Source organism: Lactobacillus gallinarum DSM 10532 = JCM 2011, assembly GCF_001434975.1.
Taxonomy (GTDB): Bacteria; Bacillota; Bacilli; order Lactobacillales; family Lactobacillaceae; genus Lactobacillus; species Lactobacillus gallinarum.
In genome coordinates, this window is the sequence record NZ_AZEL01000047.1 from 60632 (window position 1) to 82104 (window position 21473).

The window sequence follows — 21473 nt, forward strand, 5'->3', positions numbered from 1 at the left end:
CGATTAAATGGCAGATAAGCCAATGATCCAATTAAAAGATGTTTCCAAGATCTACGACAATGGTACTGTAGGTTTAAAGGACATCAACTTAACTATTAATAAAGGTGAATTCGTAGTAGTTGTTGGTTTGTCTGGCGCTGGTAAGTCAACTTTGCTACGTTCAATCAATCGTTTGCATGATATTACTTCAGGCGATATTTTGATTGACGGCAAATCAATTACAAGTGCTAAAGGCAAGAATTTGCGTAAATTACGTCGCGATATCGGAATGATTTTCCAGAACTTTAACTTGGTTAAGCGTTCTAGTGTTTTGCGCAATGTTTTGGTAGGCCGCGTAGCTTACTACCCAACTTGGAAGACTACTTTTAACTTATTCGATAAAGAAGATAAACAAAAGGCTTATGAAGCTTTACAACAAGTTGATTTGGCCGATAAAGTTTATGCACGTGCTGACGAGTTATCAGGTGGTCAACAACAACGTGTAGCTATTGCACGTGTGCTTATGCAAAATCCAAAGATCATCTTGGCTGATGAACCAACTGCATCACTTGATCCACAGACTTCAGTGAGAGTCATGAATGACTTGAAGATGCTTAATGAAAAATACGGCATGACCGTAGTTGCTAACTTGCACAGTATCGAACTTGCACAACAATTTGGTGAAAGAGTAATCGGTATCCGTGCTGGTCAAGTAGTTTACGATGGCAAGATGAAAGATACTCCTAAGTCTGTCTTCACTAATATTTACAACGGTGGTAACGGCAGCGAGGAGGATGAATAATGCCTGAACAAGTAAATCAATTGCCTAAGCGTAAGTTCAAAGTAATGAACTTGGTTTGGACAATCATCATGATTGCAGGACTATTTATTTCAATCAATGTTACTAACACGCACATTAGTGTCTTGTTTGAAAACTGGAACCAATTTGCTGACATCTTTATTCAAATGTCTCATCCAGATTGGAGCTACTTGAACGTTGTTTGGCCTAAGTTGATTGAAACCATCAAGATGGCTGTCTTGGGTACGGTAATTGGATCTGTTGTCGCATTTATCTACTCATTATTGATTGCCCGTAATATTGTTAAGAATAAGGCTGTAACTGGCGTACTTCGTGTCATTATGAATATCGTCAGAACTATTCCTGACTTGCTTCTTGGTGCGATCTTCGTAGCTATCGTAGGTATCGGTCCAGTTGCTGGTATCTTGGCTTTGGCAGTCTTCACCTTTGGTGTGGTTGTTAAGTTGTTCTACGAAGCAATCGAAACAATTGATCCAGGTCCAATTGAAGCTTTGACTGCCGTAGGTGCAAACAAATTGCAAATTATCCATTACGCAGTTATGCCACAAATTATCACTTACTTCATTTCATATGTTCTATATGCATTTGAAATCAACGTCAGAGCATCAACAGTCCTTGGTTATATCGGTGCCGGTGGTATTGGTTTGAACTTGCAACAAACTTTGCAGGTCTTCAATTACGCTCAAACTGGTACGATCATCATCGTTATTATCGTGGTTGTTGTCTTGATCGACTACGTTTCATCTAAGTCACGGGAGGCGTTAATGAAATAATGGATACTACAATGAAAAAATTACCCGCTAAACCCGTTGACCGTAAGAAACAAGTTGCACATTGGCTAATTGCAATTGCCACTATCGTAATTATTGTTTGGTCATGTACTGGTATTAACTTCGGTGGTATTAAAGCCACTGCTGGTCAAATTGCCGGTGCAATCTTCTCAGGTATTTTCCATCCTGACTGGAGCTATGTTTACAATGGCTCAGGTGAAGACTTGATCTCACAATTGTGGCAAACCATTTGTATCGCTTTCTTAGGTACATTCATTTCCGCAATTATTTCATTGCCATTTGCCTTCTGGGCAGCCCACACCAAGCACAAGCATTGGTACACTTCAAGAATCGGTAAAATTGTTTTGGCAATTATCCGTTCATTCCCTGAAATTGTTCTTGCTTTGATGTTCATCAAGGCCGTGGGTCCTGGTTCTGCAGCCGGTGTTTTGGCATTAGGTTTCCACTCAGTTGGTATGCTTGCCAAGTTGTTCTCAGAAGCTATTGAAAACTTGGAAGAAGGGCCAAACGAAGCTGTTATTGCAGCCGGAGGTTCTAAGTTCCACGTAATCATGTTTTCAACTATGCCTAACTTGATGCCAGCTTTAATTTCTAACACCTTGTATCGTTTTGATGTTTCAATTCGTTCCGCATCTATCCTTGGTTTGGTAGGTGCCGGTGGTATCGGTTATCCATTGATCATTGCTTTGCAATACCGTCAATGGGATCGTGTAGGTATCATTTTGCTGGGAATTATCATTATGGTTGTAATTATTGACTGGATTTCTGGTTGGATCAGAAAGAAGTTAGTTTAATTTTTAATTCCTATGAAAAAGAGAAGACAAATGTCTTCTCTTTTTTTCATCCATTATTTTTGAAGTAACAATCTTCAAGATGGTCATTAATTAAGCCAATTCCTTGGAGGTAAGAATAGATAATTACAGGACCTACGAAAAAGAAACCATCTTTTTTCATTTGCTTGGCAATCTGCTTTGCAATGTCGTTAGTGGTAGGAACTTCGGCAATGGTATCGGGATGATGCACAATTGGTGAAGGGATAAAACTTTGCAAATATTTGGCGAAACTGCCATATTCTTGCTTAACTACTAGGATCGCCTTAGCATTTTTGATTGCGGCATTGATTTTGATGTGATTACGGATGATGCCTTTGTCCTGCATCAGCAGGCCTACGTCATAATCGGTCATTTGAGCAACTTTTTCTACATCGAATTCCTTAAAAGCTTTTCTGAAGTTCTCGCGTTTGTGCAAAATTGTGGACCAACTGAGCCCTGATTGAAAAAGTTCAAGTACCAGCATTTCATATAAATATTGATCATCTAAATTTAATTTGCCCCATTCATGATCATGGTAGTTTCTCACTGTTTCGTCTTTTACATCGCCCCAAGGGCAGCGTAATATTCTAGTTTCATTCATGAAATTTTCTCCTTTAAAATAATATTTTTACTCTCTAATATTTATTACGCAAAAAAAGTGGATTTTTTTCTAAGAAATTTTATTTTTAAGTTTGAAATGCAGGCTTTAATCCCTTTTTTTGCTATAATTAGGGGTGAATTTTGAGGAGGATCATATGGAAAAATTAGATACCATGATGTTGGCTGATGATTTAGCCTTATCACAAGACAAGATTTTGAATGGTGAACAAGACTTTGACGCTGAAGCTGTCTATAAAGTAATTGATAACTTGGGCGTTTTGAATAATCCTATTAAAGATTACTTTTATATGACCGAAGAAGAATACTACGAAGCAGAAAGCGATCATAAATTAACTTTGATCAAAATGGCTGATAAGTTAACTGATTTACATGACCGTATCTTAACTAACCACGTTGATGGTTATGTTGATAAGGATGAAATTAATTTAACTTACAACCACGAAAATCCATATGAAGATGATTTGTATGATCCAGCCACTGATTATCGAGTTATCGTTTACAGTTTAAAGGTTATTGGCGCAGTTCAAGCAATCGCTGCCAAGGATTTACAAGAAGTATTGTCTAAAGATGCTGTTTTGTCAGTAGGACTTGCTGCTTATGCTTTAGCACACAACGCATAAATTATTTGAGTCGGGTCGCGAGAGCCGGCTTTTTTTGTCTTTGGGGCGAAAAAATGAAGCTATTGAAACATACTAAAGGAATAGTTGATAAGATCGTAGATAAGATCGTAGGAGCAAGAAAGCGTTCAGCCATGGATAAAGATGGCGAGTTACTAGATCCTATGCAAAAATATACCACTATTGGTGAATATCATGTTGATGCAGAAGATGGTACACCAGATGGTAAGAAATTTGTGCTAACCGTTTATCAAGATAAGGATGGAATACTGCGTCAGGCACTTAGCTCCGAAAGTACAACTGAACTAGCGCCTGAATATATTCGTAAGTATAGTAATGAATTAGGGCGTTTTAGAGCATTTCATAGTAAAAAAACGGGCCGTCGCTACTTGGTAGAAGACTATCTTGATAATTATGTAAGCGAAGTAAAAAAGCATATTCGTGAAGGTAAGAATTCAGTCAATATCGGAGTAATCACCGATACTCATTTTAAAGATAAAGATAGTGTGGATTTCTACGGTTGGAACGGCTTGCAACATGTGCAAGAGTTTGCTTATTTAGAAAAGTTTGGCTTGCTTGATTTAAAGGCACACCTCGGCGATTGGATTGATGGCTCTGATGCCGGTTTAATCGGTGAAAGTGAACTTATTAAATTAAAGGATTCATTTAAGTCAGATAAAGTACCATATCTAAATATTAAGGGAAATCACGATGAAAATGATAAATTTGATGAGCATCATGATCTTAAAGCATCGTTCCCTGAAAATGAATTTGAAAATATTATGTGGCCCGACATGTATCGTCAAAAGGGCATCCATTATGTTTCTCGTCAGCATGGCGTAGCTTATTTTGATATTGATGATGTTCGGGTAGTGTCTGTTAATACTTCTGACCTTCCTTATATTTTAGATAATAAAGGTCACAAACGTTACGATACTAAAATTACTCTGGCAGTGCGGGAAGATCAGATCGAAGAAATTATTGAAATTCTTACTAAGTCTTCCAATAAGAAGATCATCTTCATGAGTCATGCTAATCCAATTAATCGAAAGGGCTCAAACGCATTGAAATATAATGGACGTTCTTTGCATGAATTATTAGTTGCCTTTAACCAACGCGAAAAGGGACGGATGCATGCCAGTGATGGTGAACCCGCTGAATTTCGTTTATCTAACCACTTTGATTTTACTAAAGTGAAAAATGCTCGTATTGTAGCTTATTTCTGCGGACATCGTCACCGTGAAGATCAATATCGCATTAATGGTATTCAATATATTTTATTCAATTGCTCAGCCTTAATGGGACCAAATCATTCGTTAACGACTAAATATAATAAGAATTTGAACCGTAAAATTGATCATAACAATGAATTTGCGGGCTATATTGTAAATGTTGATTTGAAGCGTCATCGGATTCAGTCGTTTGGTTATGGTGCAGCTTCAAGAAGACGCGTTTACTTTATTTGATTAAAGAATGGTAAAGCCATTTGGCTATTACAAGTCTTTAGCTTATAATAAGAAAGTTAACGTGAAAAAATAACTAGATATAATTTTAGAGAGATTAACTTAGGGGAATTTGACTATGTGCGGAATTGTCGCATTTTATGATCCAAAAATAAATGAAAAACAAGCTGTCATTGGTAAGATGATGGCGACGATCAAGCACCGTGGACCTAGTTCCGACGGTTATTACACTAATGATGAAGTTGCACTTGGCTTTAGAAGATTGTCAATTATCGATCTTCGAGGCGGAAGTCAACCAATTTATAATGAAGATAAAACTAGAGCCATTATTTTTAATGGTGAAATTTACAACTTTAAGCCACTTAGAGAAGAATTAATTAAAGCTGGACACGTTTTTTCAACTAAGGCAGATACTGAAGTTCTTCTTCATGGATATGAAGAATGGGGCATGGATGGCCTGCTTAAGCGTGTACGCGGAATGTTTGCTTTCCTTATCTGGGATGACAACAACAAGACTCTTTATGGTGCTCGTGATTTCTTTGGTATTAAGCCAATGTATTACAGCAACCAAAACGGTCACTTGCTTGTTGGTTCAGAACTGAAGAGCTTCTTGGAATTTCCAAAGTTTAAGCGCGAATTAAACGTTGAAGCCGTTAAGCCATATTTAATGAACCAATATAATGACCTTGAAGAAACTTTCTTTAAAGGTGTTTACCGCTTCCCAGCTGGTCACTGGTTCGAATATAAAGATGGTGAAATGAAGACTCATCAATACTGGGATGCTGAATATAAGGAAAATAGCTTAAGCTTTGAAGAAACTTTAAAGAGAATCAACGATGACTTGAAAGAAACTGTTGATTTATACAGAAACGCTGATGTTAAAGTTGGTGCGTTCTTATCTGAAGGTGTTGACTCTTCATACTTAACTACTTTGCTTAACCCAGATGATGTTTTCTCAGTCAGCTTTGATGATTCAACTTACGATGAAGCTTCAAAGGCTAAGGCTTTGGCAGATATCAATCACTGGACTTTCTTTAGTGACAAGGTAGACGCTGATGAAGCTATGCGCGACTTCCCAGAAATGCAATACCACATGGATGAACCTGATGCTAACCCATCAATCATTCCGCTTTGGTACTTGTGTAAATTAGCGCGTAAGCATGTTACTGTTGCTCTTTCTGGTGAAGGTGCTGACGAATTGTTTGCTGGTTATGTCAACTACGGAATGCATACTCATAATGACATCATTAAGGTCTTTACTAGCGAATTAAAGAAATTGCCTAAGAAGAAGCAAGTTAAGTTAGCTCATAAAATTAAGAAGATGCCTAACTTCCCAGGTAAGGTTCACATGTATACTAATTTAGCTGAGCCAAGTGAATTTTACGTAGGTCAATCAGTCATCTATGATATGGATTACCCAACTATCTTTACTTCTAAGGATGCTAATAGTATTTTGCAGCCAACTTACCGCAATAAGTTGACCGTTAATGGCATTTATCAAAAGGACTTCAAGAGGGTTAAGGATATTGATAACGTTAAGCAAATGCAATACATTGATTTGCACCACTTTATGCTTAATGATATTGAACAAAAAGCTGACAAGATCTCAATGGCCCACTCACTTGAAGTTCGTGTACCATATCTTGATAAGAAGATTGCAGAGCTTGCCAACTCTATTCCAACTAAGTACTTAGTTAACCGTCACGATACTAAGTATGCTTTGCGTAAGGCTTCAGAAAAAGTTTTGCCAGATGAATGGGCAAAACGTCCAAAGCTTGGTTTCCCAACGCCAATCAAACAATGGCTTAAGGAACCACGTTTTTACAAGCAAGTTCGTGCTCTGTTTGAAGAAGAATTTGTTAACGATATTTTTGATCAAAAGAAGATCATTAAATTGCTCGATGACAACTACGAAGGGGACGGCTCACACAGACGTCAAATCTGGGCTATCTACACCTTCCTTGTTTGGTACAAGTTGTTCTTTGTTGATTACGAAAATACTGTTAAGAAATACCAACATGTTCAACCTGAAGTTGCAAAATTAATTTCACAAGGCAAATTACTATAATTTAGGGGTTTAATTTAGGATAATGACTAAAAAATTTACACCAATTTTACTTGGTAGTGACATTAATGTTTATGGTATGGCTCGTTCGTTTAATGAAGCCTATGGTATCAAGGTTAAAGCTTTGGCTGATGTTCAACTTGCCGCAACGCGCTACTCCAGCATTGTCGATGTTGAATTGCATCATGGTTTTAGTAGTGATCCAACTTTCATGGATGTAATGCACAAGAAGATGGAAGAATACAAGAGTCACGAAGAACCAGTTATTTTGATCGCTTGTGGTGACGGTTATGCGGAACTTTTGGCTAAGCACAAGGAAGAATTGAGTAAAGTCTTCATCGTTCCTTATATTGATTATGACTTGCTTGAAGTTTTAATTTCAAAGGAAGGCTTCTACAAGACTGCTGAAGAATATGGCTTGCCATATCCTAAGACTAAGATCATTACCATGGATGACTATAAGTCTGAAAAGTATTTAGACGTACCATTCGATTTCCCTGTAGAACTTAAGCCAGAGGATCCTGTTTCATGGCTTAAATGTCAATTTGAAGGTCGTAAGAAGACTTTTGCCATTCAAGATAAGGATGAATTCAAGGATATCGTTACTAAGATTTATACTCACGGATACAAAGCTGATCTTATTTTGCAAGACTTTATCCCGGGTGATGACTCTAACATGCGTACCTTGAATGCTTATGTAGATAAGAATCATCAAGTGAAGATGATGTGTTTAGGTCACCCACTTTTGGAAGATCCAACGCCACAGTCAATTGGCAACTACATGGCTATCTTGCCAGAATACAATGAAAAGTTGTATGAACAGGTTCAACAATTCCTTGAAAAGTTGAACTATACTGGTATGGCTAACTTTGATATCAAGTACGATCCAAGAGACGGCGAATTCAAATTCTTTGAAATTAACTTACGTCAGGGTCGTTCTAGCTTCTACGTAACCTTGAATGGCTACAATTTAGCTAAATGGTACATTGATGATTATGTAGAAGATGCCTTGAAGGATAAGGAAACTGTTTACGGTAACAAACTTGAATCTAAGTACAAGTTATGGTTGGGTGTACCAAAGAAGATCTTCAATGAATATGCCTTTGAAAATGAATATAAAGAAAAGGCCGATGAATTAATTCGTGAAGGTCGTTATGGCACTACTGTTTTCTATGATAAGGACAAGAGCTTTAAGCGTTGGCTATTGATGAAGTACATGTTCCATAACTATTACAAGCGCTACAAGACTTATTACGAAGTTAATAAGGGCAAAATCTTTAAAGAAGAAAATGAAAAATTAGATAAATAATGATAATTAAGGCCATCGAAGTTGTTTCGGTGGCTTTTTTGTCTGTCATGGCCTTACAATGAACGTGAACAGAACAGAGTATTTTGAAAAGGGGGATTCTGATGGATGAAAAATCAAATAAAACAGCTCCAAAATCAGATTTAGAAAAAACTGATTTGAAGCAAGTATTAACTAAATTGAAAGTTGATCCTAAAACTGGTTTGCCGTTAGTGATCCAGCACAACTGCAAACAATTATGTTCTTGCTACTTTGGCTGGTTAGTTCCAAGAATTTCGCTTTGGATGATCTGTGAGGTTTGGATTTACAACATTGCTTGGATGTTTGTCTTGAATATCATCAGAATATTGATTGAAAAAGCTCAAGCTAAAAAATAAATAAAGATTAATATTATTTGAGGGATGAAGCAATTTGATTTGCTTCATCTTTTTTTGAAATTATTTTTGCATGAATTATTCCCTTTAACACGCTATTTTGTCTAATACAAGATATACTCATCTATATTTGAACAGAATACAAGATGTTGTACCTATGGTATGATTTAGATACGAGATTTTGGAGTGATAATTATGCTTAAAAGAGAATTTGACTATCAAAAAGAAACTGAATTAAACTTGCCAACGACCTTCATTAAGCGTGATGGGGCGAAATATCCATTTGAAATTTTTAAATTAAAAATGGTCTTGCACAGTCTCGGCTTGGATGATGAAGCAGATGCTGTGATTGAAAAGATTGCAGCTAAATTAACTACCGCTACTGTGAAGGCCGAAGATGTAGCTCATGCTTTTAAAGAGAGCCTGCATGAATTAGGCTATCTGGATGAGGCAAAAGCTTACGTAGATTATCGTAAGCAAGACGAGAAGAATTGGCTCAAGCAGACTGATACTCGTGCTAGATTAGAGCGCATGGTGCATGGCGATCCTACGATCGTTAACGAAAATGCCAACAAAGATAGTGAAGTTTTCAGCACTCAGCGTGATTTAACTGCGGGTACGGTGGGAAAGACCGTTGGTTTGACTATGATGCCGCAGCACATTGCTAAAGCTCACTTGCGCGGTGATATTCACTGGCATGACTTAGATTACACGCCTCTTTCACCAATGACTAACTGCTGCTTAATCGATTTTAAGGACATGTTGACTAACGGTTTTAAGATCGGTAATGCCTATATGACTAGCCCTAATTCAATCAACGTAGCAACACACCAAGTTACCCAAATTATTACCAACGTGGCTTCTAGTCAGTATGGTGGTTGTTCATTTGATCGTGCTGATGAAGTTCTTGCACCATTTGCGGAAAAGAATTATCGCAAGCACTTAAAGGATGCGGCTGAATTTATTGACGATCCTGAAAAGGTAGAGCAATATGCCAGAAAGCAAACCAAGAAGGACATCTATGATGCGATGCAAGGTCTTGAATATGAAATCAATACCATGTTCTCTAGTCAAGGACAAACTCCATTTACAACTTTAGGCTTTGGTCTTGGTACTTCTTGGATTGAAAAAGAAATTCAAAAAGATATTTTGAGAATTCGAATTAAAGGTTTAGGTAGAGAAAGAAGAACGGCTATCTTCCCTAAGCTAGTGTTCACTATCAAAAAGGGTTTGAATCTTCATCCTGGCGATCCTAATTATGATGTCAAAGAATTGGCTATTCAATGTTCTACTAAGAGAATGTACCCAGATGTCTTGATGTACGACACGATTAAAAAAATCACCGGTTCATTCAAGGCACCGATGGGTTGTCGTTCATTCTTGCAAGGCTGGAAAGATGAAAACGGTCATGAGGTAAACTCAGGTAGAATGAACCTCGGTGTAGTAACCGTGAACTTGCCTAGAATTGCGATGGAAAGTCATGGCGATAAAGAACTTTTCTGGAAGATCTTTGATACACGTATGCGGACCTGTCATCAAGCACTCGCTTTTAAGGGTCGTCGCGCTATTCAAGCTAAGCCAGAAAATGCTCCAATCATGTATCAATATGGTGTATTTGGTAAACGACTTAAGCCCGGTGATGATGTCAACCAACTCTTCAAGAATGGTCGTGCTACTATTTCATTAGGCTACATTGGTTTGTACGAGGTGGGGACTGTCTTCTACGGTCCTGATTGGGAACACAATGAAGAAGCGCATGATTTTACTATTGAAATTGTTAAACGCATGCACGACTTGTGTGCTAAATGGGAAAAAGAAGATCCGTACCACTGGCACTACAGTTTATATTCAACTCCTAGTGAAAGTTTAACTGATCGTTTCTGCCGTCTTGATACGGAAAAATTTGGCAAAATCAAAGATATTACAGACAAGGAATACTACACTAATTCATTCCACTATGATGTCAGAAAACACCCAACACCTTTTGAAAAGTTAACCTTCGAAGCACCATATCCATATTATGCAGCTGGTGGCTTTATCCATTATTGCGAATATCCTAACTTGAAGCAAAATCCGGCAGCGCTAGAAGCTGTTTGGGATTGGGCTTACGACAAGGTAGGATATCTCGGAACCAACACACCAATTGATAAATGCTACAAGTGTGGTTTTGCCGGTGAATTTGAATCTACGGCTAAAGGCTTCCAATGTCCTAAGTGCGGTAACCATGATCCTGCAACTTGTGATTGTGTTAAGAGAACCTGTGGCTACTTGGGTAACCCATTGAAGAGACCGATGGTTCACGGCCGTCACGAAGAAATTATTCACCGTGTAAAACATATGGATTTTGGCATGGAAGATAGCTTGGCTACTGAAGAAGAAGTTAAGAATGGTGAATACTAATGCCTGAAAAAGATAAAAATCCACAAGAAGGGCCTGACATTCGCAGCAACTTAATCAAGGTTAATATGGGTGGCGATACCATGTTTGTTGATCCAGACCAATATAAACCGCAGATTGAGCATCAAAAAAAGCTAAAAAGATTGCATCGTAAGCCTAAGAACCCTAAGCCGGGTGAATGGGTATCAAAGGATTATTCTAAGCATAAAGTAGCTGATTATAAGCCCTTTAACTTTGTCGATGGTGAAGGCGTCCGCTGTAGTCTATATGTTTCAGGTTGTTTGTTTGATTGCCCTGGTTGTTACAATCTAGCAGCACAAAACTTTAATTATGGTTTCCCATATACTCAAGAATTGGAAGACAGAATTATCAATGATTTGTCTCAGTCCTACGTGCAAGGCTTAACCTTGTTGGGCGGCGAACCTTTCCTGAATACTGATGTTTGTCTAAGAATTATTAATCGTATTAGAAAAGAATTTGGTCATAAAAAAGATATTTGGTCTTGGTCAGGTTATACTTGGGACGAATTGCAAAAAGAGACGCCTGATAAAAAAGAAATGCTTTCGAAGATCGATATTTTAGTCGACGGTCGTTTTATGAATGATTTAAAGGATTTAACCTTGCAGTTCAGAGGTTCTAGTAATCAGCGCATCATTGATGTGCCTAAATCGATGAAGGCAGGCAAGGTAGTAATCTGGGATAAATTACAGCGATAAAGTAGAATAAAGTCTGGAAGATTTCCAGACTTTTTTGCTAGATAGGAAAAAGATGAAAGAAGAAAATATAAAACAAGTAGATCAAATTATGACGGCATTGACTAAGGTAATTGATCCAGAATTACAGGTTGATGTAGTTAATTTGGGCCTGATTTACAGTATTGATATTGAAAAAGAAAAAGCCACTATCAAGATGACTTTGACTATTATGGGTTGTCCACTGTCTGATTATTTGCAAAATAGCATTCAAAATGCAGTTTTGCAGGTTGATGGCATTAGTAAATGTGATATTCGGCTAGTTTGGTATCCTGTGTGGTCACCTGAACGCATGTCAGAGGCGGCAAAAGAGCAGCTGGGGATGCAGGAGAAAAAGAAGGCTGAGTCTCAAAATGAAGCTAAGATAATCGACTTTAATTTACCAATTAAAAAGATGGCGGATAAATATCCGGATTTTGTTCAGATTATGTATGATTGTGGTTTTACTCGAATTAAGATTCCAGGTTTGCTTAATACGGTAGGTAGAGTAATGACGATTCCGCTTGGAGCTCAAGCCATGAAAATTGATTTGGCGAAGGTGAAAAAAGCGTTTGAAGAAAAAGGGTATAAGGTAATCAATGACTGATAAAAAAAGACAAGATGCGATTTTAAAGATTTTGCATTATATTCAAAATGACGGTGATTTTAAAACGGCCAAGGAAATGTTTCAAAAAGAGTTTGATCAAGTGGACGTGGCTGAGATTACGGCAGCTGAACGGGAATTGATCAAGCAAGGGTTGAATCCAGCAGATATTCAGTATTTGTGTAATGTCCATGCGGATGTGTTCAAGGGCAATATTAAGCAAAATGAAGAAAATCCTGATTTTGCGATTCCTGGACATCCCGTTCACACGATCAAGTTGGAAAATATGGTGCTTAAGTCTTTAATTAAGGATGCGCTTTTGCCAGATTTAGCTAAATATGGGCAGGGAAAAGACACTTTGAAGAAAATTAGGCAAGAATTGAAGGATCTGGCGGCGATCGATAAGCATTATCGCAGAAAAGAGACTTCACTTTTTCCACTTATGAATAAGTATGGCATTACGGCTCCACCGGAAGTAATGTGGGGTGTGGATGATGATATTCGCGCATTGATTAGGAATGCACAGAAGGTCGCTAACCAAGATCAGGTGAAGATAGATGAGTTAGACCAAGTAATCAAAAAAGCCAGCCACGAAGTCTTAGAAATGATCTTTAAGGAAGAAGAGATCATGATTCCGATGATTGATGAAGTCGCAAATCAAGAAGATTGGTACAATGTCAAAAATGAGGAAAAGCAGATTGGCTATACTTTGATTCGTGAGCCGATGAATTGGCAGCCTCAGCTTCCTAAAAATAGTGCAGGTCCAGTTGATGTTAAAAATTTGAGTTCATTCTTTATCAACTTCAAGGAAGGTGCGCTTAATTTAGAGCAATTGAATGCAATCTTGGATCTATTGCCATTTGCTTTAACTTTTATTGATGAAAATGACAAGGTAGCCTATTTTGGCGGTGGTGCCGCAATTTATCCGCATTCTAAAAATGCGATTGGCAATTCAGTTTTCTCCTGTCATACGGCTAAGAGTCGGCCGTTGATTGAGAAGATTTTTAAAGCTTTTCATGAAGGCAAGCGTGATGAAATCGAATATTGGTTTACTCCTAAAAAGATGGGGAGAACATTGTATTTGCGCTATTATGCTGTGCGCGATGAAAATGGAAAGTATTTGGGATGCTTGGAAGTTGCGGAAGATATTACTAAGATTCAAAATTTAAAAGGCGAAAAGAAAAAGTTGTAGAAGGTTAAATTAGAATATACTTTTTCATAATATGATCAAGAAAGAGCTAAATAAATTGGTAGAAGAAATGCGTTTTTTTAAATATAAGCCTAAAGATAATCACGAATTATTTGCAGGGTGGAAAGATGATGGAATTCGTGATCATGAGATAGATTGGGGAGAACCAAAGGGTAAGGAATTACCGTGGTGAGTTAGCAATGATAATTAATCCATCATATTTCAAGAGTGGTCTTGTCCAAGATCACTCTTTTTTTGTTACACTTAAGGTTAAGAATGAATAATGAAGTAAGAAAGGAAATGATTAAATGAAACTTGCGCATGGAAAAATACAAAGCGATGAAATCAAATTACGTTGGCTGATTTTAGGTGAACTAGCTACCTGGATTGGAGCAAGTTTTATTTGGCCACTGACTTCAGTTTATTTAAATAAACAGTTGCACATCAGCCTTTCTATGGTTGGGGTCGTTTTATTTTGTAACTGTGCGGGAAATATTCTGGGGTCAATCATCTCCGGACGCCTTTATGATAAATACAACCCGTATCCGTTGATCTTATGGGGCGTAGGCCTTGATGCGGCTGTTTTATTCTTGATGGCAATCTTCCACGGCTGGCCTGAATATTGGATTTGGCTAACGATCACTGGCTTTTTAGGCGGCTGGAACGGTACTCTAATTAATTCGATTGCCACGAGTTTACGACATCATCCGGGTAGATACGTATTCAATGTGCTGTATTTCTCCCAAAATCTGGGTGTGGTAACCGGTACTTTGATCGTGGGATACTTGTATGATTACTCAGTTACATTGTTGTTTGTGATTGCTGCGCTGCTCTTCGTTGTTGCTTTCATCAATGCTTTATTTAATTATCGACCAATCATTGCCTTTCATAAGGAAAGAGTTGCTAAAGGACAAAGCGGAGATACACAAAAGGCGGTTCCTATGCCTAAGCGCAACTTTATTATGACGATGGCTTTCTTCACTACTTTAGGTATTACTTGGTTAATGTACATGAACTGGGAATCTAACTTGTCCGTTTATATGGTTTCACTAGGCATCCCGTTCCATTTGTACAGTTTGCTTTGGACTTTAAATGCTAGTGTGATTGTAATTATGCAGGGAATTTTAGCTAGATTTCCTAATATTTTTAAAAATCTTTTCCATCAGATCATTTTTGGTATCTGCATGTTTTCACTATCATTTATTACATTAGTCTTTGCAAAAGATTTTGCTCATTTTGCACTATCAATGTTTATTTTGACATTGGGTGAATCAACTGCCTTCCCAGCTATTCCAGCCTATGTGAATGACTTATCACCTAAAACAAGTAAGGGCAAATATCAGGGAGCAACAATGGTTGCCAGTGGTATTGGGCGAGCCTTTGGTCCACTATTTGGTGGTTTAGTTATTGACCAGGCTGGTTATATTCCTTTCTTCTGGGTTGCAGCAATCGTCATCGCTTTAATGATTGTCATGATGATACCAATTTATGCAAAATTAGCCAAAAAACTTACTTTATATAAGTAGACTGCAGACTGCATTAAATAAAAATGATATAATTAAAGTGATTTAATATTAATTTGATAATAAAGGGGGATTTCTCTTTGAATAATAAAATGACTGTACGCGGCGGTGCTGGCGATATTACCGAAGCAGATTTATCAGCTCGTCCACAAGATAATTTATACTTAGCCGTTAACTCAGAATGGTTAAAGAATGCTAAGATTCCATCAGATCGTTCAAGAACTAGTAGTTTTGACGGTATTGATTTGAATATTGAAAAAGAATTGATGCAAGATTTTGCGGATTTTGCAGATGGTAAAAAAGATTTACCAAATGTGCCTAATTTTGAAAAGGCTGTAGCACTTTACAAGATTGCTAAGAATTTTGACAGAAGAAATGCGGATGGTGCAGATCCAATTCAAGCAGATCTGCATGAAATCCTAGATTTGCGCAACTTCGCTGACTTTACTTTGAAAGCTGCGGACTTCTTTAGAAATGGTTTTCCTATGCCATTTGATTTCTCAGTAGAAGCAGATATGAAGAATACTAAGATTCATTCACTGCAATTTGGTGGCCCAAGCACATTTTTGCCAGATACTACTACTTATAAGACTCCAGCTGCAGAAAAGTTGTTAGCCGTATTGAAGAAGCAATCAATCAACTTATTAACAATGAGCGGTATTAGCAAGTCTGAAGCGGAAGATTATGCAGAAAAGGCTTTGGCATATGATGCTAAAATTGCCAAGGTAGTTAAGTCTGCCGAAGAATGGGCTGATTATCCAGCTGCTTATAACCCAATTTCTCGCGCTGATTTTGCTGATAAGTTCAAGTCATTCAAGATGGATTACTTCTTAGGTGAACTCTTTGCTAAGAAGCCAGAACGTATAATTAATACTGAGCCTCGTTACTTAGACCACGCTGAAGAACTTTTGAATGAAGATAACTTCGCAGAAATTAAGGGCTGGATGTTAGTTAAGTTCGTTAATGGTGTAGCTAGTTCATTGTCACAAGAATTTCGTAAAGCAGTCTTCCCATTTAGCCAAGCTTTGTCTGGTCAACCTGAACTTCCAAGCGGTGTTAAGCAAGCATACCGCATCGCTAACAGTGACTTTAGCGAAGTAGTTGGTGTTTACTATGGTCAAACATACTTCGGTGCAGAAGCTAAGGCCGATGTCACTGACATGATTCACAAGATGCTTAACGTTTATGAAAAGAGAATCCGCGAAAATTCATGGCTTTCGCAAGCAACTAAGGATAAGGCAATTGTTAAGTTGCGTGCTTTGATCTTGAAGATTGGTTACCCAGATAAGATCGAAGAAATCTACGATCGCTTGACTGTTGATCCAGAGGCTAGTCTTTATGCTAATGAAGCTCAATTTGGTAGAGAACAAATTAAGTACAATTTGGAAAAACTAGGTCAAGATGTTGATCGCAGCGTATGGCTTATGCCAGGTAACCTCGTTAACGCATGTTACGATCCACAAAGAAACGATTTGACTTTCCCAGCTGCAATTTTACAAAAGCCATTCTACGACTTGGAGCAATCACGTAGTTTGAACTATGGTGGTATCGGTGTCGTAATTGCCCATGAAATTTCTCACGCTTTCGACAACAACGGCGCTCAATTCGATGAATTTGGTAATATGAAGAATTGGTGGACTGAAAAGGACTTCGCTGAATTTAAGAAGCGTACTCAGGCTGAAATTGATTTGTTTGACGGCATTAAGTATGGTCCAGTAACTCTTAACGGTAAGCAAATTGTGTCAGAAAATATTGCTGACCAAGGTGGTTTGACCGCTGCTGTTGAAGCTAACAAGGACGAAAACGGCAACATGAAGGAATTGTTTGAAAACTTTGCTCGCGTTTGGGCTACTAAGCAATTACCAGAGAGTATCAAGACTCAAGTATCAGTTGATGTTCACGCTCCAGGTCCAGAACGTGCCAATGTTCAATCACAATGTCAGGAAGAATTCTACAAGGCATTTGATGTAACTGAGCATGATGGCATGTGGCTCGATCCTGAAAAACGCGTTGTAATTTGGTAATAAAACATAAAATAACCTTGCTGAGCAAGGTTATTTTTTTGTCATTTTTACTAATTTGTTATTTTTCAAGGCTAAAGAGTAGCCTTTTTTATATTGAATTCTATAATAAAGATGACTACAGTGCTTGCTACTACACTGCGGCCTTTATAACTTATACCCATATAAATTTTATGCACTAAAAAAGGCTCCCATCAGGGAGCTTTTTTAGTTGTTATTAGTTATTTTGTTTTCGCAGTGGAATAATCCTTAGGTTTAATCCGCTTAATGTAAGATGGATTTGGTTTACCTAAGATTAATGGTACACGTTCAATGACGGTATCTGCGTATTCCAAACCGAACCATGAAGCAGGGTTAGAAGACAAGTTTTGCAAACGAACACGAGCTTCGACTAACCATTTTTCATAACCAACTAATTGAGTTTGAGGACTGATGACATCGTTAACGATAACGAATGAGAAGTCACCGACATCACGTCCAGGAGTAGTAGTGTATTCCTGTGGTTGTGGTTCGATTGTGCCGTCAGCGATTAAATCGTGAACGATTTGACGAATGTAGACATTCACACTAGTTTGCTTCTTGAAACCTAAGTATAGCTGAATGTTAATTACGTTCTTAGTACCGTAGGTATTAACGGCATATTCAGCGGTAAATGGTTCGTTGGTTACATTAACGGTAACGAACCAGTAAGCCTTAGCACGCTTTGGACGTTTATCCAAAATAGAGTACAAGATTTCACGTTTAATAAACTTATTGTACTTAACGTTAGCCATGTAAACCAAGTTAGTAGCGTAAGTTGGGTAATCCTCATCGTGACTCAAGTTGGTAAGCATATCGGTATATTCGTCTAAGCGAACATAAGCATTTCTAGATTCACGTTTATCACGAACCTTGTTACCGTAGTACCAAACATACATGATGAAGCCGATTACACCAGCGATGAAGAGTGATACGTAACCACCGTGGGTGAACTTGGTTAAACTTGAGATCATGAACATAATGTCAAGAACACCGAAGAAGATCAAGAAGATCCAGTTCCAAAGTGGGTTAATTTTCTTCAATACTAACCATTCATAAAGCAAGATGGTAGTTGCAAGCATTGAAATCGTGATGGAAAGACCATAGGCTGCTTCCATGTGAGCAGAAGTTTGGAAGTACAAAACGATTGCGATAGTAGCAACACAGATTCCTTTATTGATGGAAGGAATATAGATCTGACCTTTTTCTGTTGATGGATAATCGATATTCATTCTTGGCAAGAACTTAAGTCCACTGGCTTCAGCGACCAAAGTGAATGATCCGGTGATCAAAGCCTGTGAAGCAATAACAGCGGCAACAGTAGCCAAGATGATAGCGAACAATCTGATGTTGATTGGAATCATTTCATAGAATGGATTAAGCACGCCGCCGTCAGCAGGACGGAAAGTTGGATTGTTCAAAATCCAAACACCTTGACCAAAGTAGTTGAGTGACAAGCAAACAAATACAAATGGCCATGAACCGATGATGTTCTTTTTACCAACGTGTCCTACATCAGAGTAAAGAGCTTCAGCACCAGTAGTAGCCAGGAAGATTGATCCTAAGATAAAGATTCCGGCTTTATTATAAGGGCTGAAGAGTAACTTAATGGCATAAACTGGGTTAATCGCTTGAATGATTGACCAATCGCCAGCCATGTTGATAACACCCATGACGCCTAAGAAGGTGAACCAGATAAACATGATAGGGCCGAATGCTTTACCGATGATACTGGTTCCCATCTTTTGAATAGAGAAGAGCACCAGCAGGATAATTACGGTAATCATGATTACCATTTCCTGGGTAGAAACAGGAACATCGCCACCAAATTGAAGACCTTTTAACCCTTCAATCGCGGTGGTGACAGTTACGGCTGGAGTTAACGTACCATCGGCTAAGATGGCAGCCCCACCGATCAAAGCAGGCAATACCAGCCATTTGGCTCTCTTTCTAACCAAAGTATACAGAGCAAAAATACCACCTTCACCATGGTTGGTTGCTTTTAGCGCAATCAAAACCGTTTGTAAGGTAGTTAGTAGTGTCACGGTCCAAAGAACCAAAGAAATGGAACCGATGATGAAATCGCGGTTAACATTTCCGATACCGCCATTGCCTTCGACAATAGACTTCATAACATAAAGTGGACTAGTACCGATATCGCCATAGACAATACCAATGGCGATCAGCAAGCCAGCCGCGCTCATACGTTTTGACTTAGTATTCATTTATATATCTCCCACAAATAAATTGTAGCTATTAATAAAAAAAGAAAATGCCACGATGACATTTTCCTTTTAATACATTCATTTTCGTCTATTTTAGTTCACATTGCAAGTAAAATAATTATGTTTTAATTTTGGGTTTAAAAAAGCAGAGTGTTCAATATAACTGACAAAATTTGCGCTTTTTGTCAGTTATACTGAACACCCTTCTCAATTGAATATATTTGAACACAAAAAAAGACTCCCAAATCGAGAGCCTTTTTCAATATAAATTATGAAAGTGATGAAGAAATCTTAGCACGTTGTTCTTCATACCACTTGTCCCATGCTTCGTAAGTAAGCATGTCTTCTGGCTTAACACCGGTCTTTTCAACCATTACATCAAGTAAGTTCTTAAAGTTGTAATCATGGTATTGCAAAACGTGTTCAACCAACTTCTTACGTGGGAAGTGGATGTTGTTCAAGAGATAACTGTTAATATCAACCATGTTGTGATTTTCATCGTAAAGGTTGATGATTTCAAGGTCATCTTCATCAAATTGAGCAATGTAGAAGTTAGCGAAGACCTTCAAGTAATCAGGTTGTTCCTTGAATTCTTCCTTAGGCATAGTAGTCTTATTAGCTTCTGGCATTACGACTTTAAGATCGTCGTTTTCTTCTTCTGTTTCTTTATATGCTTGTGCTTGAGCGTTCTTTTCTTCTTCAGTCAAAGTTGTTACCCCTTTATTTAGAAAATAAATAGATGCAAAATCAATAATAATTCTACCGACTTCTGCAAATAAAAGCAAATTTAACTGCTTTTAGGAAATTTCTTTAACAATGTTTGCTTGTGAACGTATATTTGGATTTAGTATAATTTTAGCCGTAGAAAAGCTGAAGTGGTGGCTATCCCGGAAGGGGATGGTGCTTATGAGTAAATTTTAACTCATACTTGCATCTCCTAATAGAAAGGAGAAGCCTTCGTGTCTGTTGCAGATGCGTTGCAACTAATGTTAGAATTCGGCACATTTGTCGTTACTCTAATTGCATTAGTTGTTGAGTTGATTAAGTTTTTTGATCAACGAAAAAAATAACTGCTTTGGCTGTGCAGAGCCGGCAGTTATTGAATAAGTAACAATATTTGATAGCACCGCTTACGCGATTCTACATTAAGAGGTTGGCTTATTTGCCGACCTCTTTTTCATTACATATTATAGCAAGTTCATAGACCCGCAGCAATTACTTATTATCTGAATCATCTGAACTCTGGGTGCTTGATGATTGCGCGCTGCTAGAAGATTGATTAGATTGGCTGCTTGATTGTTTGGTACTACTTGAAGAACTAGATTGAGCATCGGCATCCTTGTCGCTAGATGAAGATGAAGCAGAACTAGATTGTTTGTCCTTATCTTGATGATCCTTATTCTTGTCCTTGTCGGAACTGCTAGAGCCGGAAGTATCTGAACTTGAATTAGAATTCTCGTCTACATCAGCAGAATTACTATTTTTCTCCTTAGTATTGGACTTCATATTAGAATTGCTCTGACTGTTGCGTTGAACGGCATTATTGTGACTAACATAGGCGCCAGCGCCACCTCCGCCAATCAAAAACATAGCAAAAATCGCACCCCAAAAGATTAATTTCTTCATTAAAAATCTCTCTCCCATGTATTTTGTGAATTAGGTTCAGCGAGAACCTTGATTGCTAAATTATAGTTTAAGGCATTTCGGTAAAAAAGGATAAATAGAAGATTTACTTTTAACTAATAGTCAACTACCCTAGACTGAAGTCTAGGGCTTAGTGGCTCGCTAGCTTGTGCTAACCAGAACACCAACTTGCTTAGATACGGATTTGACTTGTCACTAATAATCTCGCAACTATTAGCGATAGAGGTCGTCTAATTACCAAAGCCTTTTGAGTCCGCGAGTTGCTAACGGACT

At 38.0% G+C, this 21473-nt stretch carries 20 protein-coding genes; 16 read left to right on the forward strand and 4 right to left on the reverse strand.

Going from position 1 to position 21473, the window contains the following annotated elements; all coding sequences use genetic code 11:
• Positions 1-7 precede the first annotated feature (7 nt).
• The 3 genes from phnC to phnE (FC37_RS06115) are packed head-to-tail and all read left to right on the forward strand — an operon-like array spanning position 8 to position 2384.
• Positions 8-781, forward strand: a complete 774-nt coding sequence (gene phnC, locus FC37_RS06105; protein ID WP_025005582.1) for a phosphonate ABC transporter ATP-binding protein — start codon at positions 8-10, stop codon at positions 779-781.
• On the forward strand, positions 781-1572 hold the full coding sequence (phnE, locus tag FC37_RS06110) for a phosphonate ABC transporter, permease protein PhnE (RefSeq protein ID WP_025005581.1): 792 nt from the start codon (positions 781-783) through the stop codon (positions 1570-1572). Before phnC ends, phnE (FC37_RS06110) begins: the two co-directional genes overlap by 1 nt.
• Positions 1572-2384: a phosphonate ABC transporter, permease protein PhnE gene (phnE, locus tag FC37_RS06115; RefSeq protein WP_025005580.1), complete on the forward strand. Its 813-nt coding sequence runs from the start codon at positions 1572-1574 to the stop codon at positions 2382-2384. The genes phnE (FC37_RS06110) and phnE (FC37_RS06115) overlap by 1 nt, the downstream gene beginning before the upstream one ends.
• Positions 2385-2430: 46 nt before the next feature.
• Here the strand turns inward: phnE (FC37_RS06115) and FC37_RS06120 are convergent, their stop codons facing one another.
• On the reverse strand, positions 2431-3003 hold the full coding sequence (locus FC37_RS06120) for a DNA-3-methyladenine glycosylase I (protein WP_025005579.1): 573 nt from the start codon (positions 3001-3003) through the stop codon (positions 2431-2433).
• A gap of 154 nt (positions 3004-3157) precedes the next feature.
• On the opposite strand from FC37_RS06120, the gene FC37_RS06125 reads away from it, so the two are divergent.
• From FC37_RS06125 to FC37_RS06175, 12 genes are all read left to right on the forward strand, one after another.
• A complete protein-coding gene (locus FC37_RS06125; protein ID WP_025005578.1) occupies positions 3158-3643 on the forward strand; it encodes a hypothetical protein in 486 nt (161 codons plus the stop codon).
• 53 nt (positions 3644-3696) lie between these two features.
• Entirely contained in the window at positions 3697-5106 is a 1410-nt protein-coding gene (locus FC37_RS06130; protein WP_025005577.1) for a metallophosphoesterase family protein, read from the forward strand.
• A gap of 115 nt (positions 5107-5221) precedes the next feature.
• Positions 5222-7171, forward strand: a complete 1950-nt coding sequence (gene asnB / locus FC37_RS06135) for an asparagine synthase (glutamine-hydrolyzing) (RefSeq protein ID WP_056945546.1) — start codon at positions 5222-5224, stop codon at positions 7169-7171.
• 22 nt (positions 7172-7193) lie between these two features.
• Positions 7194-8477, forward strand: coding sequence for a carboxylate--amine ligase (locus FC37_RS06140; protein WP_025005576.1), 1284 nt, complete (start codon positions 7194-7196; stop codon positions 8475-8477).
• 101 nt (positions 8478-8578) lie between these two features.
• The gene (locus tag FC37_RS06145; RefSeq protein ID WP_025005575.1) at positions 8579-8851 is read left to right on the forward strand and encodes a hypothetical protein; all 273 of its coding nucleotides are present in this window, start codon (positions 8579-8581) and stop codon (positions 8849-8851) included.
• A gap of 192 nt (positions 8852-9043) precedes the next feature.
• The gene (gene nrdD, locus FC37_RS06150; protein ID WP_056945547.1) at positions 9044-11248 is read left to right on the forward strand and encodes an anaerobic ribonucleoside-triphosphate reductase; all 2205 of its coding nucleotides are present in this window, start codon (positions 9044-9046) and stop codon (positions 11246-11248) included.
• Positions 11248-11961: an anaerobic ribonucleoside-triphosphate reductase activating protein gene (nrdG, locus tag FC37_RS06155; protein WP_025005574.1), complete on the forward strand. Its 714-nt coding sequence runs from the start codon at positions 11248-11250 to the stop codon at positions 11959-11961. The genes nrdD and nrdG overlap by 1 nt, the downstream gene beginning before the upstream one ends.
• A 52-nt stretch (positions 11962-12013) precedes the next feature.
• Positions 12014-12583, forward strand: coding sequence for an iron-sulfur cluster assembly protein (locus tag FC37_RS06160; protein ID WP_025005573.1), 570 nt, complete (start codon positions 12014-12016; stop codon positions 12581-12583).
• Positions 12576-13772, forward strand: a complete 1197-nt coding sequence (locus FC37_RS06165; RefSeq protein ID WP_025005572.1) for a DUF438 domain-containing protein — start codon at positions 12576-12578, stop codon at positions 13770-13772. Before FC37_RS06160 ends, FC37_RS06165 begins: the two co-directional genes overlap by 8 nt.
• 55 nt (positions 13773-13827) lie before the next feature.
• Positions 13828-13962 (forward strand): hypothetical protein, encoded by a 135-nt coding sequence (locus FC37_RS10930; RefSeq protein ID WP_269082139.1) that lies wholly within the window; start codon positions 13828-13830, stop codon positions 13960-13962.
• Between the two features lie 115 nt (positions 13963-14077).
• Positions 14078-15295, forward strand: a complete 1218-nt coding sequence (locus FC37_RS06170) for an MDR family MFS transporter (RefSeq protein ID WP_056945548.1) — start codon at positions 14078-14080, stop codon at positions 15293-15295.
• A gap of 89 nt (positions 15296-15384) precedes the next feature.
• Positions 15385-17316, forward strand: a complete 1932-nt coding sequence (locus tag FC37_RS06175) for a M13 family metallopeptidase (RefSeq protein ID WP_155830891.1) — start codon at positions 15385-15387, stop codon at positions 17314-17316.
• Positions 17317-17534: 218 nt separating this feature from the next.
• On the opposite strand, the gene FC37_RS06180 is transcribed toward FC37_RS06175, so the two are convergent.
• Positions 17535-19556 (reverse strand): KUP/HAK/KT family potassium transporter, encoded by a 2022-nt coding sequence (locus FC37_RS06180; protein WP_025005570.1) that lies wholly within the window; start codon positions 19554-19556, stop codon positions 17535-17537.
• A 269-nt stretch (positions 19557-19825) separates the two neighbouring features.
• Positions 19826-20263 (reverse strand): hypothetical protein, encoded by a 438-nt coding sequence (locus tag FC37_RS06185; RefSeq protein WP_025005569.1) that lies wholly within the window; start codon positions 20261-20263, stop codon positions 19826-19828.
• Between the two features lie 252 nt (positions 20264-20515).
• On the opposite strand from FC37_RS06185, the gene FC37_RS06190 reads away from it, so the two are divergent.
• Positions 20516-20626 (forward strand): putative holin-like toxin, encoded by a 111-nt coding sequence (locus FC37_RS06190; protein ID WP_025005568.1) that lies wholly within the window; start codon positions 20516-20518, stop codon positions 20624-20626.
• 145 nt (positions 20627-20771) lie between these two features.
• On the opposite strand, the gene FC37_RS06195 is transcribed toward FC37_RS06190, so the two are convergent.
• Positions 20772-21182 (reverse strand): hypothetical protein, encoded by a 411-nt coding sequence (locus FC37_RS06195; protein WP_025005567.1) that lies wholly within the window; start codon positions 21180-21182, stop codon positions 20772-20774.
• Positions 21183-21473 lie beyond the last annotated feature (291 nt).

What these genes read in the sequence shown, in the direction of transcription:
- phnC (WP_025005582.1), top strand. Translation starts at nt 8, where the DNA reads ATGGCAGATAAGCCAATGATCCAATTAAAAGATGTTTCCAAGATCTAC.
- phnE (WP_025005581.1), top strand. Translation starts at nt 781, where the DNA reads ATGCCTGAACAAGTAAATCAATTGCCTAAGCGTAAGTTCAAAGTAATG.
- phnE (WP_025005580.1), top strand. Translation starts at nt 1,572, where the DNA reads ATGGATACTACAATGAAAAAATTACCCGCTAAACCCGTTGACCGTAAG.
- FC37_RS06120 (WP_025005579.1), bottom strand. Translation starts at nt 3,003, where the DNA reads ATGAATGAAACTAGAATATTACGCTGCCCTTGGGGCGATGTAAAAGAC.
- FC37_RS06125 (WP_025005578.1), top strand. Translation starts at nt 3,158, where the DNA reads ATGGAAAAATTAGATACCATGATGTTGGCTGATGATTTAGCCTTATCA.
- FC37_RS06130 (WP_025005577.1), top strand. Translation starts at nt 3,697, where the DNA reads ATGAAGCTATTGAAACATACTAAAGGAATAGTTGATAAGATCGTAGAT.
- asnB (WP_056945546.1), top strand. Translation starts at nt 5,222, where the DNA reads ATGTGCGGAATTGTCGCATTTTATGATCCAAAAATAAATGAAAAACAA.
- FC37_RS06140 (WP_025005576.1), top strand. Translation starts at nt 7,194, where the DNA reads ATGACTAAAAAATTTACACCAATTTTACTTGGTAGTGACATTAATGTT.
- FC37_RS06145 (WP_025005575.1), top strand. Translation starts at nt 8,579, where the DNA reads ATGGATGAAAAATCAAATAAAACAGCTCCAAAATCAGATTTAGAAAAA.
- nrdD (WP_056945547.1), top strand. Translation starts at nt 9,044, where the DNA reads ATGCTTAAAAGAGAATTTGACTATCAAAAAGAAACTGAATTAAACTTG.
- nrdG (WP_025005574.1), top strand. Translation starts at nt 11,248, where the DNA reads ATGCCTGAAAAAGATAAAAATCCACAAGAAGGGCCTGACATTCGCAGC.
- FC37_RS06160 (WP_025005573.1), top strand. Translation starts at nt 12,014, where the DNA reads ATGAAAGAAGAAAATATAAAACAAGTAGATCAAATTATGACGGCATTG.
- FC37_RS06165 (WP_025005572.1), top strand. Translation starts at nt 12,576, where the DNA reads ATGACTGATAAAAAAAGACAAGATGCGATTTTAAAGATTTTGCATTAT.
- FC37_RS06170 (WP_056945548.1), top strand. Translation starts at nt 14,078, where the DNA reads ATGAAACTTGCGCATGGAAAAATACAAAGCGATGAAATCAAATTACGT.
- FC37_RS06175 (WP_155830891.1), top strand. Translation starts at nt 15,385, where the DNA reads ATGACTGTACGCGGCGGTGCTGGCGATATTACCGAAGCAGATTTATCA.
- FC37_RS06180 (WP_025005570.1), bottom strand. Translation starts at nt 19,556, where the DNA reads ATGAATACTAAGTCAAAACGTATGAGCGCGGCTGGCTTGCTGATCGCC.
- FC37_RS06195 (WP_025005567.1), bottom strand. Translation starts at nt 21,182, where the DNA reads ATGAAGAAATTAATCTTTTGGGGTGCGATTTTTGCTATGTTTTTGATT.